The sequence below is a fragment of the Helcococcus ovis genome (assembly GCF_004524775.2).
GTDB lineage: Bacteria > Bacillota > Clostridia > Tissierellales > Peptoniphilaceae > Helcococcus > Helcococcus ovis.
Genome location: NZ_CP119081.1, coordinates 1,714,450 through 1,729,104 on the forward strand (window position 1 = coordinate 1,714,450; position 14,655 = coordinate 1,729,104).

The 14,655-nt window shown below is 27.6% G+C and carries 14 protein-coding genes; all 14 read right to left on the bottom strand.

Features of this window, described 5'->3' with window-relative positions; all coding sequences use genetic code 11:
* Positions 1-488: 488 nt before the first annotated feature.
* Complete coding sequence (locus EQF90_RS08045) at positions 489-1,598, bottom strand: Fic family protein (RefSeq protein WP_134710869.1); 1,110 nt, start codon at positions 1,596-1,598, stop codon at positions 489-491.
* Positions 1,599-1,769: 171 nt separating this feature from the next.
* Entirely contained in the window at positions 1,770-1,949 is a 180-nt protein-coding gene (locus EQF90_RS08050) for a hypothetical protein (RefSeq protein ID WP_134710868.1), read from the bottom strand.
* Positions 1,950-2,555: 606 nt separating this feature from the next.
* Positions 2,556-5,315, bottom strand: a complete 2,760-nt coding sequence (locus EQF90_RS08055; RefSeq protein ID WP_134710867.1) for a hypothetical protein — start codon at positions 5,313-5,315, stop codon at positions 2,556-2,558.
* Positions 5,316-5,573: 258 nt separating this feature from the next.
* Positions 5,574-5,786, bottom strand: a complete 213-nt coding sequence (locus tag EQF90_RS08060; protein ID WP_134710866.1) for a helix-turn-helix domain-containing protein — start codon at positions 5,784-5,786, stop codon at positions 5,574-5,576.
* A 152-nt stretch (positions 5,787-5,938) separates the two neighbouring features.
* A complete protein-coding gene (locus EQF90_RS08065) occupies positions 5,939-6,223 on the bottom strand; it encodes a CD1845 family protein (protein WP_439330663.1) in 285 nt (94 codons plus the stop codon).
* Between the two features lie 3 nt (positions 6,224-6,226).
* Positions 6,227-6,385 carry a hypothetical protein gene (locus EQF90_RS08070; protein ID WP_019107307.1) on the bottom strand — a complete coding sequence of 53 codons (159 nt, stop codon included), beginning with the start codon at positions 6,383-6,385 and terminating at the stop codon, positions 6,227-6,229.
* Positions 6,382-7,740, bottom strand: a complete 1,359-nt coding sequence (gene rlmD, locus EQF90_RS08075; protein WP_134710865.1) for a 23S rRNA (uracil(1939)-C(5))-methyltransferase RlmD — start codon at positions 7,738-7,740, stop codon at positions 6,382-6,384. The genes EQF90_RS08070 and rlmD overlap by 4 nt, the downstream gene beginning before the upstream one ends.
* Before the next feature lies 1 nt (position 7,741).
* Positions 7,742-8,092 carry a Spx/MgsR family RNA polymerase-binding regulatory protein gene (locus EQF90_RS08080; protein ID WP_134710864.1) on the bottom strand — a complete coding sequence of 117 codons (351 nt, stop codon included), beginning with the start codon at positions 8,090-8,092 and terminating at the stop codon, positions 7,742-7,744.
* Between the two features lie 511 nt (positions 8,093-8,603).
* A complete protein-coding gene (gene trmB, locus EQF90_RS08085; protein WP_134710863.1) occupies positions 8,604-9,239 on the bottom strand; it encodes a tRNA (guanosine(46)-N7)-methyltransferase TrmB in 636 nt (211 codons plus the stop codon).
* Between the two features lie 99 nt (positions 9,240-9,338).
* Positions 9,339-10,223: an alpha-amylase family glycosyl hydrolase gene (locus tag EQF90_RS08090; RefSeq protein WP_167604021.1), complete on the bottom strand. Its 885-nt coding sequence runs from the start codon at positions 10,221-10,223 to the stop codon at positions 9,339-9,341.
* 88 nt (positions 10,224-10,311) lie between these two features.
* Complete coding sequence (locus tag EQF90_RS08095) at positions 10,312-11,007, bottom strand: UTRA domain-containing protein (protein WP_134710861.1); 696 nt, start codon at positions 11,005-11,007, stop codon at positions 10,312-10,314.
* A gap of 74 nt (positions 11,008-11,081) precedes the next feature.
* Positions 11,082-13,049 carry a transketolase gene (gene tkt, locus EQF90_RS08100; protein ID WP_134710860.1) on the bottom strand — a complete coding sequence of 656 codons (1,968 nt, stop codon included), beginning with the start codon at positions 13,047-13,049 and terminating at the stop codon, positions 11,082-11,084.
* Between the two features lie 171 nt (positions 13,050-13,220).
* A complete protein-coding gene (gene fsa, locus EQF90_RS08105) occupies positions 13,221-13,877 on the bottom strand; it encodes a fructose-6-phosphate aldolase (RefSeq protein WP_134710859.1) in 657 nt (218 codons plus the stop codon).
* Between the two features lie 67 nt (positions 13,878-13,944).
* Positions 13,945-14,655 carry an HAD family hydrolase gene (locus EQF90_RS08110; RefSeq protein WP_134710858.1) on the bottom strand — a complete coding sequence of 237 codons (711 nt, stop codon included), beginning with the start codon at positions 14,653-14,655 and terminating at the stop codon, positions 13,945-13,947.

Sequence of the window (14,655 nt, forward strand, 5' to 3'; positions counted from 1 at the left end):
CTATGCTTTGATCGATAATTTAATAATTAAGGGTTAATCCTCTATAAAAAATTCCTCAAAAATAATATACTATTTCTGAATTTTAATTTTTGAAGATTAGATCTTGAGATAAGCTAAAACCTAATTTTTTTCATCAGTTCATTTCTTAATACTATTTATTTTCTTTGTAAATTTATCAAAATCAGAATTAATTATTTGTGTCTTATTAAAAATGTCATATTCTTTCAGTTGCTGACTTCCATGTTTTTTTTCCTTGTTTTGTATTGGAACTGTCAATATAATCATAATTAATTTTGTACATTTTTATATTAGCATTAATATTTACACTTCTGTAATTACCTTTTTACACTCGTCAAATTTACTTTTTAAGCGTTTTGTATGCTCTAAACATATAAGAGAACTATTTTAGTAATATCACAAGAAAAAATGGCTGTCCAACTTCTTAAATCATTAGATAAGTATCGAGATTGTTGAACAATTTCTGTTAATTATAGAGCCGTTCCTTCTGAAAGTATATCTACATATGCCTTGTAAACATATTGCCTATACCTTTGTTTTTCTTCAACCAACTTTAATATTTCTAGCTCTACCAAAGATTCAAAAATCTTATTGATTGTTGGTTTACTTAGAGCCAATAAATTTCTGATATATTCAGCTTCTACAAATGGATGTTTCAATAAATAATCATATACAGATAAAAGGTGAGATACATTGCATTTAGTAATGTTGCGTATTTTTTCAGTATCTTTTGCTTTTAACTGAACAATATCTTGAATTGATTTGATAGAATCCTCTGATATTTCACAAATGCCTTCTACAAAAAACTTGACCCATTCTTCAAACTCTCCCTTAAACCGCACATTATTTAATAGTTCATAATACTTGCTCCTGTTTTTCTTAAAGAAATAGCTTAGATATAGAATAGGGTATTCAATGAGCCCTTTCTCCTTCAAATACAAGATTATAAGTAATCTTCCGATTCTTCCATTACCGTCTAAGAATGGGTAAATTGTTTCAAATTGATAATACACTAGGGCAATTTTTATTAAGTCATCAACTATATCTTCTTCATGGATATATTTTTCCAAATCACTCAAACAAATATCCATTTCACCTGGTGCTGGAGGTATAAAGTTTGAAGCTTTTAATGTTGAGCCTGAAGGACCAATCCAGCTTTGGGACTTTCTAAATTCCCCTGGCATTTTCTCTTTCCCTCTAACTTTAGACAATAACACTTTATGTGTTTCTCGAATTAATCTCATACTTAATGGTAAATCTTTGAGTCTATTAAAGGCATAATTTGTAGATTTAATATAATTTACAATCTCTTCTGTTTCTTTTATTTTTTCATTATTTCTATCTTTTTGAAGTACATCAACTAGATAAGCCTGCGTCCCCTCAATTTGAGAACTTATTACAGCCTCTTTCTGTACATACATAGATACAAATAGGTCAATATCTGGTAAAGTGATATCCATTCCATCTAATCTACCTAAAAGTAAATATGCTTTCTTAATTAGCCTATTTATATTTGCATCAATATTAATATCAATATCTTGCAAATTATTTGGAACAAAGCATTCATAATCACTTTGCATCCTTATTAGTTTACCTGCTCTATTATTTTCTAATCACATATAAAATTGCTACTAAGTTAAATATTTTTTACTTAAATCAATTATATGATCTGTAAGTAAAATTTTCAACGATATATTTTACTTACAGGGTAACTTAATATGGGAGTCGTGAATCTCGACTCCCTTATATAACTAAATTTCATCTCTATGGTATTTTTCCTTTGATTTTTTTCTATAACTTTCATCCTTGTCTTGTTGCTTTTGGAAATTCTTAATCTGTTCAATGATGCTTTCTTTTTCACCATGTTTTACAGCCTTGTCAATTTCAATAGATAAATCAATTTCATAATCATCATTAAAAGTTTTTACCACATATCTGATGTTATTAATCTCTTCAAATTATACATTTTTATTTAATCGGTTTTGTACATTATTATGTTGACATTAACACAAAGCTCAGATTACCCTATATGAAAATGCCCTTTCAGAACTCAAAAAATCCTATTCCAATCTCCCAGATTCAAAGGATATTTTATCTAAACTTGATAAATTACAAGAAAAAAAGAATACCACTATGCAAGAGTATTCTTCTACAAAATCTACAATGGACTAGCTTTACAAGATACGAAAAAATTATGGAATTTATATGGGTAAGGAGATGGAGAGATAGACTTACTTCATCTCTATCAACTATTTTTTTAATGATATACATCTTAAATATAATTTCTAGAAAACCCTCAACATTTAATTTATGCATATTCAAATACCATTGGATTCTTTCGCAAGATAATAAGTCTAATTCGTATTTTCCAATTTTTTTTATAAACTTTTTTAAGATTATCCTTAAGCCTTTTTAAACCATTTGTTTATATATCATAAAATCTATACTATAGTCATAAAATCCATATCTTGATAATGTTTTCGTACGCCTAGTCCATCCAACTTTAGTAAGAAGCTATAAATAGTAATAAATTTATTCTAGATTGTATCATTATTTATGCTTATTTTCTCTTTGGTTTCATTTGCAGCCTTTCGTATCAAATAATGATTATCTACTAAGCCCTTCTTTATAATATAGTTCTTTTTTGTATTATCTTTAAAATCTAATTCATAGACACCATATATTATTTCAATTTTAATCTGATATATCTCATTATCCATCATTTTAGATAATTGATTTAATGCTAACTCTTTATATTTAGACTTACATAACAATATTATTGTTCTTGTAGCTTGCACTCTTATATCTTTTTCATTATGAGAACTCAAGCCTATTGAATACTGAATAATTGTAGATAAAACACTATCCTCTAATTTGTCAAAGTCTACATTATACAAAAATGATTTTAAAGTTTCAAATGATTTTATAATTTCTGTTTCTGATTTTTGAGAAAATATTGCCATTTTAGAAAGAACATCCGAAAAATCATATTTATTGAAGCATAATTGTAACATCATAAAGCTAAATTCTAAAGTACTTAGAGATGCCTTTTCAAAAAACATGTCCTCGCGTCCGCACAATACTAATTCTTTATCTTCTATTATTGAGTAAAATGTTAAATCCAATTCTTTTTCATAAGGATATTTGTTCTTCAGGTAAATGAATAGTTCAATTGCTCTAATCTTGTCTCCAATAGTCTGTTTTTCTTCTCGCAATGTTCTAACAATAGAAGATAATATTGATTTTATATGTTTTGTATCTAGCTTTAGTTTATCGAACTCTATAATATTTCTAATTGTTTTATAGGGGTCATCAGCATATCCAATTATAGTTCCATTCTTTCCTTGCTCTTTATTACGTTGATTAATTCTTTTAATATACCTATTAATATGCTTGTATGTTTCATCACCTCTGTTATGCTCTATCTCTAGTAAATATTCAGATAAGTAAAAGCTGTTCATACATTCTTCAATAGTAGTATCTAATAATTCAACATCTATCGTTATATTTTTCCTTAATACTATCAAGTAACTTGAAAGTACATTGCAACCTTTTCTTATTTCTTCATTCATTATCATATCAATTATCAATTTAAGTACTTTCTCCTGATTGATAGTAGATATTTTTGAATAATTAATTCTACTTAATACTTTTAATATATTATCGAAATATATCCTGAAGTTTTTTTCTATAAGAGTTATGCATACTTCTATAATTTTATTATTATCTATTCTAGATATATTATATATTAAAAATTCAAAGATATAGCTTGCTATACTTAGAATTCTATTTTCATCTGCAATCCATATATCAACCTCTTTAAATACTTGATATACATATGAAGTGAATAAATCATCACCGAAGTAGTAACCATAATGTTTTAAGATCAATAATTTTGAAATAAACCTCTTATGTGGAACTGGGATTAAATTTATTCCTGAAATCATATTCACAATATCTGTTGCATTTATCGTATCTGTACTTTGATTATAAGCTCTTATAATTTTTTCTAATTCTTTATCTTTTTGTTCCATTAATAATAATTTAATAAGAAAAATGTACATATTATGATCATAATACAAAAAATTTAAGCTTGAAAGTATACTAATCATTCTATCTCTAATTAACAACAGATGTGTTAGAGAACCATAAGTCATTGATAATATAAATGAATTAGACACATCATCAAGAATATCATCCACTCCTTCAAAATGTGTTGTATATGGAGAATCTACCTTCTGAGCCATTAACCTTTTAAGCAGTTTTTGTGATAAACTACCTGTACATCTATCAAGTAATGGATAATATACATTTTCCTGATTTTCTTCCAATAAAGTTTGTGGTTTCATTTCTAACGAATATTGATTATTTATCTCATCTTGCAAGACAATAATATTTCTCCAATCAATTAAAACATCATTGGAAAGCCAGTTTGGTATTTTATCATTATTAATCGATTCATTGTATGCATTTTCTAATTCATTGGCACATTCATCTAATTCATTTGAAAAATATGCTTCTATAGCTCTAACTCTATATGTAATAAAAGACTTCAAGTAAGATTCATGTCTATTACATAACTCATTTGCTAAACTAGAATAATTAATCGGTATATTTGTATTGTGACCTAATAGATTTGAAAACATTATACTAAGCACTTTATCTAATTTAAAATTTAATCTTGAACTTTCTTCTTTTTTTGTATTAAATATTATCTCTTTAGCTACATTTCTCGTCATAGTAAATCCTTGAAAAAGTTCTTTATCAATAATATAGTTATTACTTATAACGTTTATCTCTTCTGTATCTTCATTAATAGCAAAATCAACGAATTGTTCTCTACAATAGTTTCTATAAATATCAACAACATCTCTCATTATTCCAGTATATACTTTTTCAATAAAGTCAGAAAACTCGTGAACTACGTCATATTTTTCTCTAAAGCTATCTCGTATTTCTAATTGTAGTTGTGTAGGTTCCTTTTTATCTTCATCACAGAAAATATATAATGCCCTCTTTTTTAATTCTCTAGCCCGTTTTTGTTCTTTCAAGACAGCATCCGACACATCATCCTTATTATCTATCAAGAACACGCATAAATCCGAGTCATCTAGTTTTGTGATATAACTATCTATTACATGTTGGCTTGATGGCCCTTGCTCTTCAAATATAAATACTTGAACTATATTTGTTTCTGATAATAAAGATTTTAACGCCTTCCTTACCAAAGTATATCTTCCACCACATTTTGAGCTAATAAATACTTTTACTTTATATTCAATGGTACCATCTCTCATCTTTCAATATCCCCTTTAATCTTGCGTATATAACATAATAAATAAGCATATTATTATCTTATCATTGTTCCCTTTATTTATGAATTCGTTCAAAGATTTCCCTTTTGATAAATTATATGTAAGCATAGTGGTATCCCCGCACCATGTAAAGTGAAGTCATCAAAATCATGTTTAATGCATTGACTGATACGCAACACATTGCCACCCCTATTTAACAAATCATATATAACTCATTTATTCATTTAACCATTCAAGATATTAATTTTCTTTCTTAATACACTCTACTATTTCTTCAATACTACAGTCTAAAGCATTACAAATTCTAAGCAAGACATCAGTAGTTACATTTTGCCCATTCTTCATTTTGTAAAATGTACTTTTACCCACTTTTGCCTTTTCCATCAATTCATTATTTGTCATATCTAAATCAATTAGTTTTTTGAACAATCTTTTATAACTAAAAACCCTCATTCTTATCCTCCGTTCAAGAAACCTAAATTTAATATATTATACCATAAAATACACTTTTTTTCATAAATATGTTCTCTTTAATCGAACTCGCGCAAGAAAAAGACGATAGTTTTTTTCTCTATCGTCTTTGGTAACCATTTTTATAAAATTTTTTAGATTGATTTTATTGCTTCATTGATTCCTTGAAGAAATGCTATAACTGCTGCTCCAACCATCGGTATTCCGTATGGGCTTAACAGGAATCCTAATACCAATGCCTCAATGCCAAGCGATATATCTTTTTGCATAAATGAGCCTATTGCAGCAACTATACACATTAGCATTAAGAAATACAGAATAGTTGTTCCTATGCCGAGCAGGAATGTTAGAAAGGCTGTGAGGATACTAAGTAGCAAGCTGAATGGAAACAAGATTATTTTTATTATCCATCTCATCATTTCTTATTCCTCACTTCCCAATTCACCCTTTGTATCTCCACACACCATATCAATGCAAACATAAACATCAATATAATTTTTTAGGACTTTTTTTCTTCCTCCATCGCCATCTTCATTAAAGACATAATGCTTGTAAAACTGCTTAAAATGCAGGATTTTCACGATTTCACTCTTTGTATCAACGCTATGCACTCCACATGCATAGTCCTCGGAAATTGATCAAAGCATTCTATCTTTTCGATTTTATATCCGCCATCCATAAATAGTTTTAAGTCTTCGACTTGGGTTTGTGGATTGCATGAGATGTAAACAATTGTTGGTGCGTTCATTTGGCAGATTTTTGAGATGGCATCTGCATGGATTCCACTTCTTGGTGGATCTAATACCACGATGTCTGGATTATCAGTTAAATTGTCTATTTCGGCTAATACATCATTTACTCTGAAGTCAAGGTTTGATAAGTTGTTGATTTCCGCATTTTCTTTGGCTTTGATCACTGCTTCTTCTACGATTTCGACTCCGATTACTTTTTTTGCTTTTTTAGCAAAGATTTGCGAAATTGTTCCCGTGCCGCAATATAGGTCGTAAACTGTCTTGTTATCTATTTCTCCGGCGAAGTCTACCGCTCTATTGTATAAATTTTCAGCCCCTTTTGGATTTGGTTGGAAAAATGAAAATGGACTTATATTGAAAATTAATCCATTAATTTTTTCTGTTAAATGCTCTTCTCCCCAAATTTTCGTAATTGTATCGGGCTTGATTGCATCAGAAATTGAATCTGAAATTGTGTGGTAAAATGAAGTTATTTTTCCTTCAATATTCATACTTTGGAAGCCTGAAATGAAGTCATCAAAAATTTCTTGAGTAAGCTTATCAGTTGTTGCTGTTACAAGATTTAGCATGAATGCTTTTTGATAAAATGAATATCTTATTACAAAAAACTTTAAAAATCCATGATGTGAAACTTTATGGTAAAAATCAAATTCATATTTTCTAAAGAAATTTTGTGTGTATTCTCGTATTACTTCAAAATCAGTGTGCGATATTTGACATCCTCCATCTTCAACTATTTCATAAAAACAACCGACTTTATGCATTCCTAATGTCAATGGTCCATGCTTAACCTCATCACCAAATGTATATTCCATTTTGTTTCTGTAGGAAGAAATTATTGGAGATGGATTTATTTTTATATTTTCATTCCAATGAATTTCACTATATAGCTCATTAATCATCTCTTCTTTAATTTCTAACTCTTTTTGATAATCAACATTTTGAAATTTGCATCCACTGCAATTGTTTGGGTTTTCACAGATATTATTGATTTCAAGTGGTGATTTTTCAACTATTTCAATTAGTTTCGCTTTATTAAAACCAGCTTTAAGTTTTCCACCTTTAAGCATAACTGTTTGTCCTAAAATTCCACCTTTAAATCTATATTGTTTTCCATTCTCCCCATATGCGATTGAGTAGTTTGGATAAACCATTTTTGTAATTTTCGCTTTAACTAATGCCATCTTATTCTAATTCCTCTATATATTTTTTAACTTCCGGCCCAACTAAAATTTTATCCTCTTCAAGTAAAATTGGTCTTTTCACAAGCATTCCATTTGTGGATAATATCTCATATTTTTCATCTAAAGTCATATCATTTAATTTATCTTTGATTTTATTTTCTTTGTAAATTGTACCACTCGTATTGAAGAATTTTTTTATATCTAATCCAGATTTTTCGTGCCACAACTTTAACTCTTCTTTTGACGGATTTTCAGTATCAATATTTCTGTATTTGTACTGAATATTTTTTTCTTTTAACATTTTTTCAACAGCCTTACAAGTGCTGCATTTTTTATAGCAAATAAGTTTCATTTTATTCTCCTGTCTTGTTTTATTCTATTATATCAAAATTAAATTTTTATGTCGCTGTTATAAAATGTTACTTATAAAAATATGGGATGTTGCAATAATAATTAGTTATTTGCAACATCCTCTTTTATTTATATTTCCAATTCATATATATGTTTTATTAATAAGAATTGCTGTTATTACCTTGATTTTTCATTTCTTTTTATGATTTTCACTTTTAGAATGGTATAAATTTTATTACTCAATCCATTCCATTGTAAGTTTAGTTCTTTTGAATGGTATAAAATCCCTTATTAAAATCTATTCTTTTTTTATTAATGTTAAATTGAATAGTATAAATCTTATTTTCTTATCAATTCCTTTTTCTATTATTTAGTTTGGAATGGTACTTTTATATATTTTTAATCCATTTTTTTACTATTAAATTGAATGGTATATCTAAAATTACAATGTAAAAAGACTATTAAAAAATAAAATTCTTAATTATTTGCAACAGCCCTTATTTTTTCTATAATCACACAGATTTTACTCTTGCATAACAGATTGGAACTCCCATTCCTCGCCATTTTCTTTCGTATTCTGTAACAATATTATCTGACTTATCCTCTAATTTTAGATCAAATGAGTGTTCTAAAATTTCAAAACCACATTCCTTAAAATATTCCAAACTATCTTCAAAAAATGGCCTATCATCTGTCTTAAACTCGATTTCCCCACCATTCTTAAGAATTTCTTTATAAATTTTCAGATGCCTTGGATGAGTAAGTCTTCTCTTATGTTGTTTTTTCTTTGGCCATGGATTTGAAAAGTTTATATAAATTTTTGAAATTTCATCTTCATTAAAATGATCTCCCAAATATTCTGCAAAACCTCTAATTGCTCTAATATTTCTAACTCCTTTTTCTAAAAATAATCTTCCTGCATAAACTAAAATATTTGCATCCATTTCTATTGCAACAAAGTTGATGTCTGGATTTTGTTCTGCTAATGTTGCTACAAATCCACCTCTTCCAGCTCCAATTTCCAAATGAATGGGATTGGTATTTTCAAAAATTTCATTCCATCTTCCATTATTATTTTTAGGATCAAAATATACTAAATCATTTTCTTGCAATTCCGGTATTGCAAATTTCTTAAACCTTATTCTCATAATTCCTCTTTTATTGTTATTTACTTATATTAGTATATCAAAAACATAATATTTTATAAATGTAAAAAAGATGACTTCAAAAAGAAATCATCTCTTTTATTATTTTTTCAAAACCACTGCCTGATAAGGTCTTAAATTTTCAATATCAAAATTATCATAATTATTTATTAAAATTTCACTATCTTTGTATTTTTCTATTATCTCTTTTGAGATATCTAGATTTTCTGAAAAATCTTTAAAATTCAATATTACTAAAATTTCTTCATTTTCTGATATTCTCTCAAAAACATAGCTTTGATAAATAGAATTAACTTTCTTGTATCTTCCTTCAGAAATTGCTTTAAAATTTTTTCTTAATTTAATTAATTTTTGATAATACTTAAAAATTGATTTTTCAACGTTTTTATCTTTATCATAATAATTACTTACATTTCCAAAACCAAGCCATGGTTTAGTTTCAGAAAATCCGTAATTAACAGAATTTTCTTCCCATGCTATTGGTGTTCTGCCATTATCTCTTGATCTTTCTGAAATAACATGAAGAGCTTCTTTTTCTGACATTCCTTCTTCTAGAAGAATATTAAAATAGTTTTTGCTTTCAACATCAAGATATTCATCAATTGTTGAATATCTTGGATTTGTAGTCCCTATTTCTTCACCTTGATAAATGTATGGAGTCCCTCTCATCATATGAGTAAGTGTACCCAACAAAGTTGCTGATTCATAGTGATAATTTTTATCATCACAAAATCTTGAAATCGCTCTTGGTTGATCGTGATTATTTAAAAACCAGGCTGACCAACCACCTTTTTCTTGCATCTCTGTTTGCCATGTATCGAATAATTCAATTTTACTTACATCTGCTTTAGATTCGTCTTTCAATACAAATCTCATTCTTGTTACACAATGGCTAACTGATTTTATATTTTCTTTTCCACCTATACATTCTAATAATTTTTTAGAATCTTCACTATACTTTCCCATATTCCCCTCCTTTAACATGTACGTACTAGTATGTTAGCTGAATAATATCACAATAAGAAGGTTTTAGCAATATGAAATCCTTTGTATTTTATCTTTCTGCATAGGCTTCAAATCTAAATTTATCATGTTTATGTTTTGATATAGTTGTTTGAAATATATAATTGTCTTTAGTAAATGTAGCAGACATCACGTTTACGAGTAAATAATCCTCATCTATCCCTAACAATTTCATATCTTCACTTGTAGGTTTTTGTACAGTCACGATTTTTTTTGAGTAACCGATTTCAACACCTAAATTTGTTTCAATAAATTTATAAATACTATCTTCACAAATTTTTTTATTTAATCCCTTAATTAAATTAGCATCAAAATAATCAATATCAATAACTACATCCTCTCCATCTATATTTCTAACTCTCTTAACTTCTACATTCTTACTAAAATATTTTGTAAATTCTTCCTTATCTTTTACATCATAATTTATGGATATTAATTTTGTTTTAACTTTCAAATTATTTTTTTTACTCAATTCTTTTAGTGTTTCAATTTTTGATGTTGGGAATGTATATATATTTCTTTCTTTAACTCTTGCCTGTTTTCCTCTAGTTTTTTCAATATAATTATTATTTTCCAATAATGATGTAGCTTTTCTAACAGTATCTCTTGAACATTTATATTTCATTCTAAGCTGTGATTCCGACATTATCAAATCTCCAACTTTTAATATCCCATCATCTATTTGTTTCTTTATATTTTTATATATCATCTTATAAAGTGGTATCATATTTTCTCCTGTATAAGTAATAAAAAATTGAGCAACACTGAGCTGCTCAAAATTTCAATGTTTATTAAATTATATTAGAATTTTTCAGCAATTTTTTCTAAAACTTTATCAACTGTAAATCCAAAATATTCAAAAGCTTCTTCAGCCGGAGCTGATTTACCAAATGTTGACATGCCAACAAATAATCCATCCATTCCAATATATTTGTACCATCCCATTTCAGAAGATGCTTCTATTGCAACTCTCTTTGTAATGTGTTTTGGAAATACTGATTCTTTATATTCTGCACTTTGTTCTTCAAACAATTCAAATGATGGCATTGAAACAACTCTTACAGATTTTCCATTTTCAAATAATTTTTCTGCAGTTTCATAAGCCAATTGCACTTCAGACCCTGTTGCCATTAAAATTATTTCAGGATTTTGTCCAAAATCTTTTAATACATAGGCACCTTTGAATAGCTTGCTTCCCGTACCATCAAGATTTGGTAATGTTTGTCTTGATAAAATTAATGAAATTGGTTTTGTATTATTTTTAATTGAATAAGCCCATGCTGCTGCTGTTTCTCTTGCATCAGCAGGTCTAATATTTACCATGTTAGGTATAGCTCTTAACATTGGCAATTGATCTACTGCTTGATGTGTAGGTCCATCTTCTCCAAGTCCGATACTATCATGAGTAAATATATAAATTACTTTTTGTTTCATTAATGCTGAAAGTCTGATTGCGGGTTTCATATAGTCTGCAAATGACAAAAATGTACCCGTATATGATTGCAAACCACCATGTAATTGAATACCATTTGCAATAGCAGCCATTGCATGCTCTCTTATACCGAAATGTAAATTTGCCCCTTCAGGAGTTTCTTTTGAAAAATCTCCATATTCTTCCATTCTTGTATTATTTGAACCAGCTAAATCTGCCGAACCACCAAATAAATTATTCACATGTTTTGCAATTCTATTTAATGCAACTCCTGATGAAGCTCTTGTAGCTAAAGCTTTATCAAATGCATAATATTCTTCACTTTCTAAGAATGAAAAATCATAATTATTATTAATCGCTTTCATTAAATCTTCATATTTTTCACTATATTTCGTCTTATATTCTGATACCAATAAATTCCAATCTTCTTCATATTTTGAAAGCTCTTCTTTTTTGTTATTCAAATATTCTCTTACATCATCAGCAACAAAGAATTCTTCTTTACAATCGTATCCTAAAGTTTTCTTCATTTCTTGAATGTCATCTTTATTCAATGGATTTCCATGAACTGCTGGTGTTCCTTGTTTACTTGAACCATAACCGATTGTAGTATGAATTTCTATCAATGTTGGTCTGTCTTCATCTTTTTTAGCTTCTTCTAAAGCTTTTCTAATAGCTTCTAAATCTGTACCATCTTCAACATCGATTACTTGCCATCCTAATGCTTCATATCTCTTTGCAACATTTTCTCTAAATGCTAAATCAGTTGTCCCTTCAATTGTAATTCTATTCGAATCATATAAAACTATCAATTTACCTAATCCAAGTGTACCGGCTAATGAACAAGCTTCATTTGAAATCCCCTCCATTAAACAACCATCTCCAGCAATTGTATATGTATAATGGTCAATAACTTTAATATCTTCAGTGTTATATTTTGCTGCTAAATGTTTTTCTGCCATAGCAAATCCAACAGCCATTGAAATTCCTTGCCCCAATGGTCCAGTAGTAACTTCTACTCCATCAGTGTCCCCGAATTCCGGATGACCCGGCGTATTTGAATTTAATTGTCTAAATTCTTTTAAATCATCCATTGATAATTTATATCCATATAAATGTAATAAAGAATATTGCAATGCTGATCCGTGTCCAGCAGATAAGATAAATCTATCTCTATCAAACCAACCGGAATTTTCCGGATTATGTTTCATTACATCATTAAATAATGTAACAGCCATTGGAGCCGCCCCTATTGGCATCCCTTGGTGTCCTGAATTTGCTTTTAATACCATCTCAGCTGATAACGCTCTAACTGTATTTACAATTTTATTTTTCATTAAAATTCCTTTCAAAAATTACTTTCAAAAATTACTTTTCATTTTCATTATATAACAAAAAATCATTGTTTTAAATAAAAGTAAAATTATATATACAATAAAATAGAGATAATATTTCTATACATTGTTATTTAAATTATATATATATATAGAATTTACCTCTCTTTTATTTTATTTGTTTAATTCTTCCTTATATTTTTCCCAATCATTTAAGAAATCTATTAATCCTTTATCTGTCAATACATGCTTCCACAATTTAGGAAATAAATCCGCTGGTATAGTTGCAATATCCGCTCCTGCGATTGCCGAATCTTTTACGTGTGCAATTGTTCTTATTGATGCAGCAATTATTTTTGATTTAAATTTATAATTATCAATTATTTCCCTTAAATCTTTAATCAATCCTATACCTAATTCACCCATATCATCTATTCTTCCCAAAAATGGACTAATGTATGTAGCTCCTGCTTTCATTGCCAACAATCCCTGAGCTGCTGAAAAAATTAAAGTACAGTTTGTATTAATACCTTCTTTAGATAAAATATTTATAGCTTTTAATCCTTCTTCTGTAATAGGTATTTTTATAACAACATTATTTGACCATTTTGCAATATTTTTTGCTTCTTTTACCATATCTTCAGATTTCAATGATGTTACTTCTGCAGAAACTGGTCCAGCAACAATAGAACAAATTTCCTTAATAATTTCTTCAAAATTTCTTTTTTCTTTAGCAACTAAAGTTGGATTTGTTGTTACTCCATCACATAACCCAAGATTATTAATTTCTTTTATTTTTTCTATATTAGCTGTGTCTACAAAAAATTTCATTAACACCTCCTTATTTTATAGTTAATTTATTCTGTCAATATTATTTAATTAATAAAACATAAATTAATTAAATTAATTTTGTTATTAGATTATATAATTCTTTTTCACTTTTAACCAAAAAATCTGGTATATCAAAATTTGATTTATCACTTTTATTTCTTCTGTCTATCCACACGCTAATCCAATTATTTAATCTAGATGGAATTATATCATTATTTAATGAATCCCCAATGTAATATATTTTATCTTTTTTAGTATTTAATTTTAATTTTTTTTCTATAAATTTAAAAATCTCTATACTAGGCTTTGAAATTCCAACTTCTGATGAAATAAAAATACTATTAGGCTGGATATATTTTTGCAGCCCTAAACTTTTTATTTTTTCTCTTTGATGACTACTTGGACCGTTACTTATTATTCCAACTTTTATATTTTTTGAAACTATATATGAAAGTATTTTATCTAATTCCATAGATAATGATATTTTCAATTGATTATATTTATATTCTCTTTGAAAATCTAATGCTGTTTTATCATCTATGAAAATTTTTTGAATTTGAAAAGCTTTTTTTATTCTATAGATTTGTAACTCTTCTACGGAAATTTTATTTGTTTCTGTTAAAGGAAATTTTTCATCACTAAATTTTCTGCTTAAATTAAATAACTCTAATGTATTCAAATTTAAATTACTAAATTTTTTTCTAAATGTATTTTCAAAAGGAATAAATTGATCATATAATGTATCATCTATATCAAAAAATATCATTCTTTTTACCAT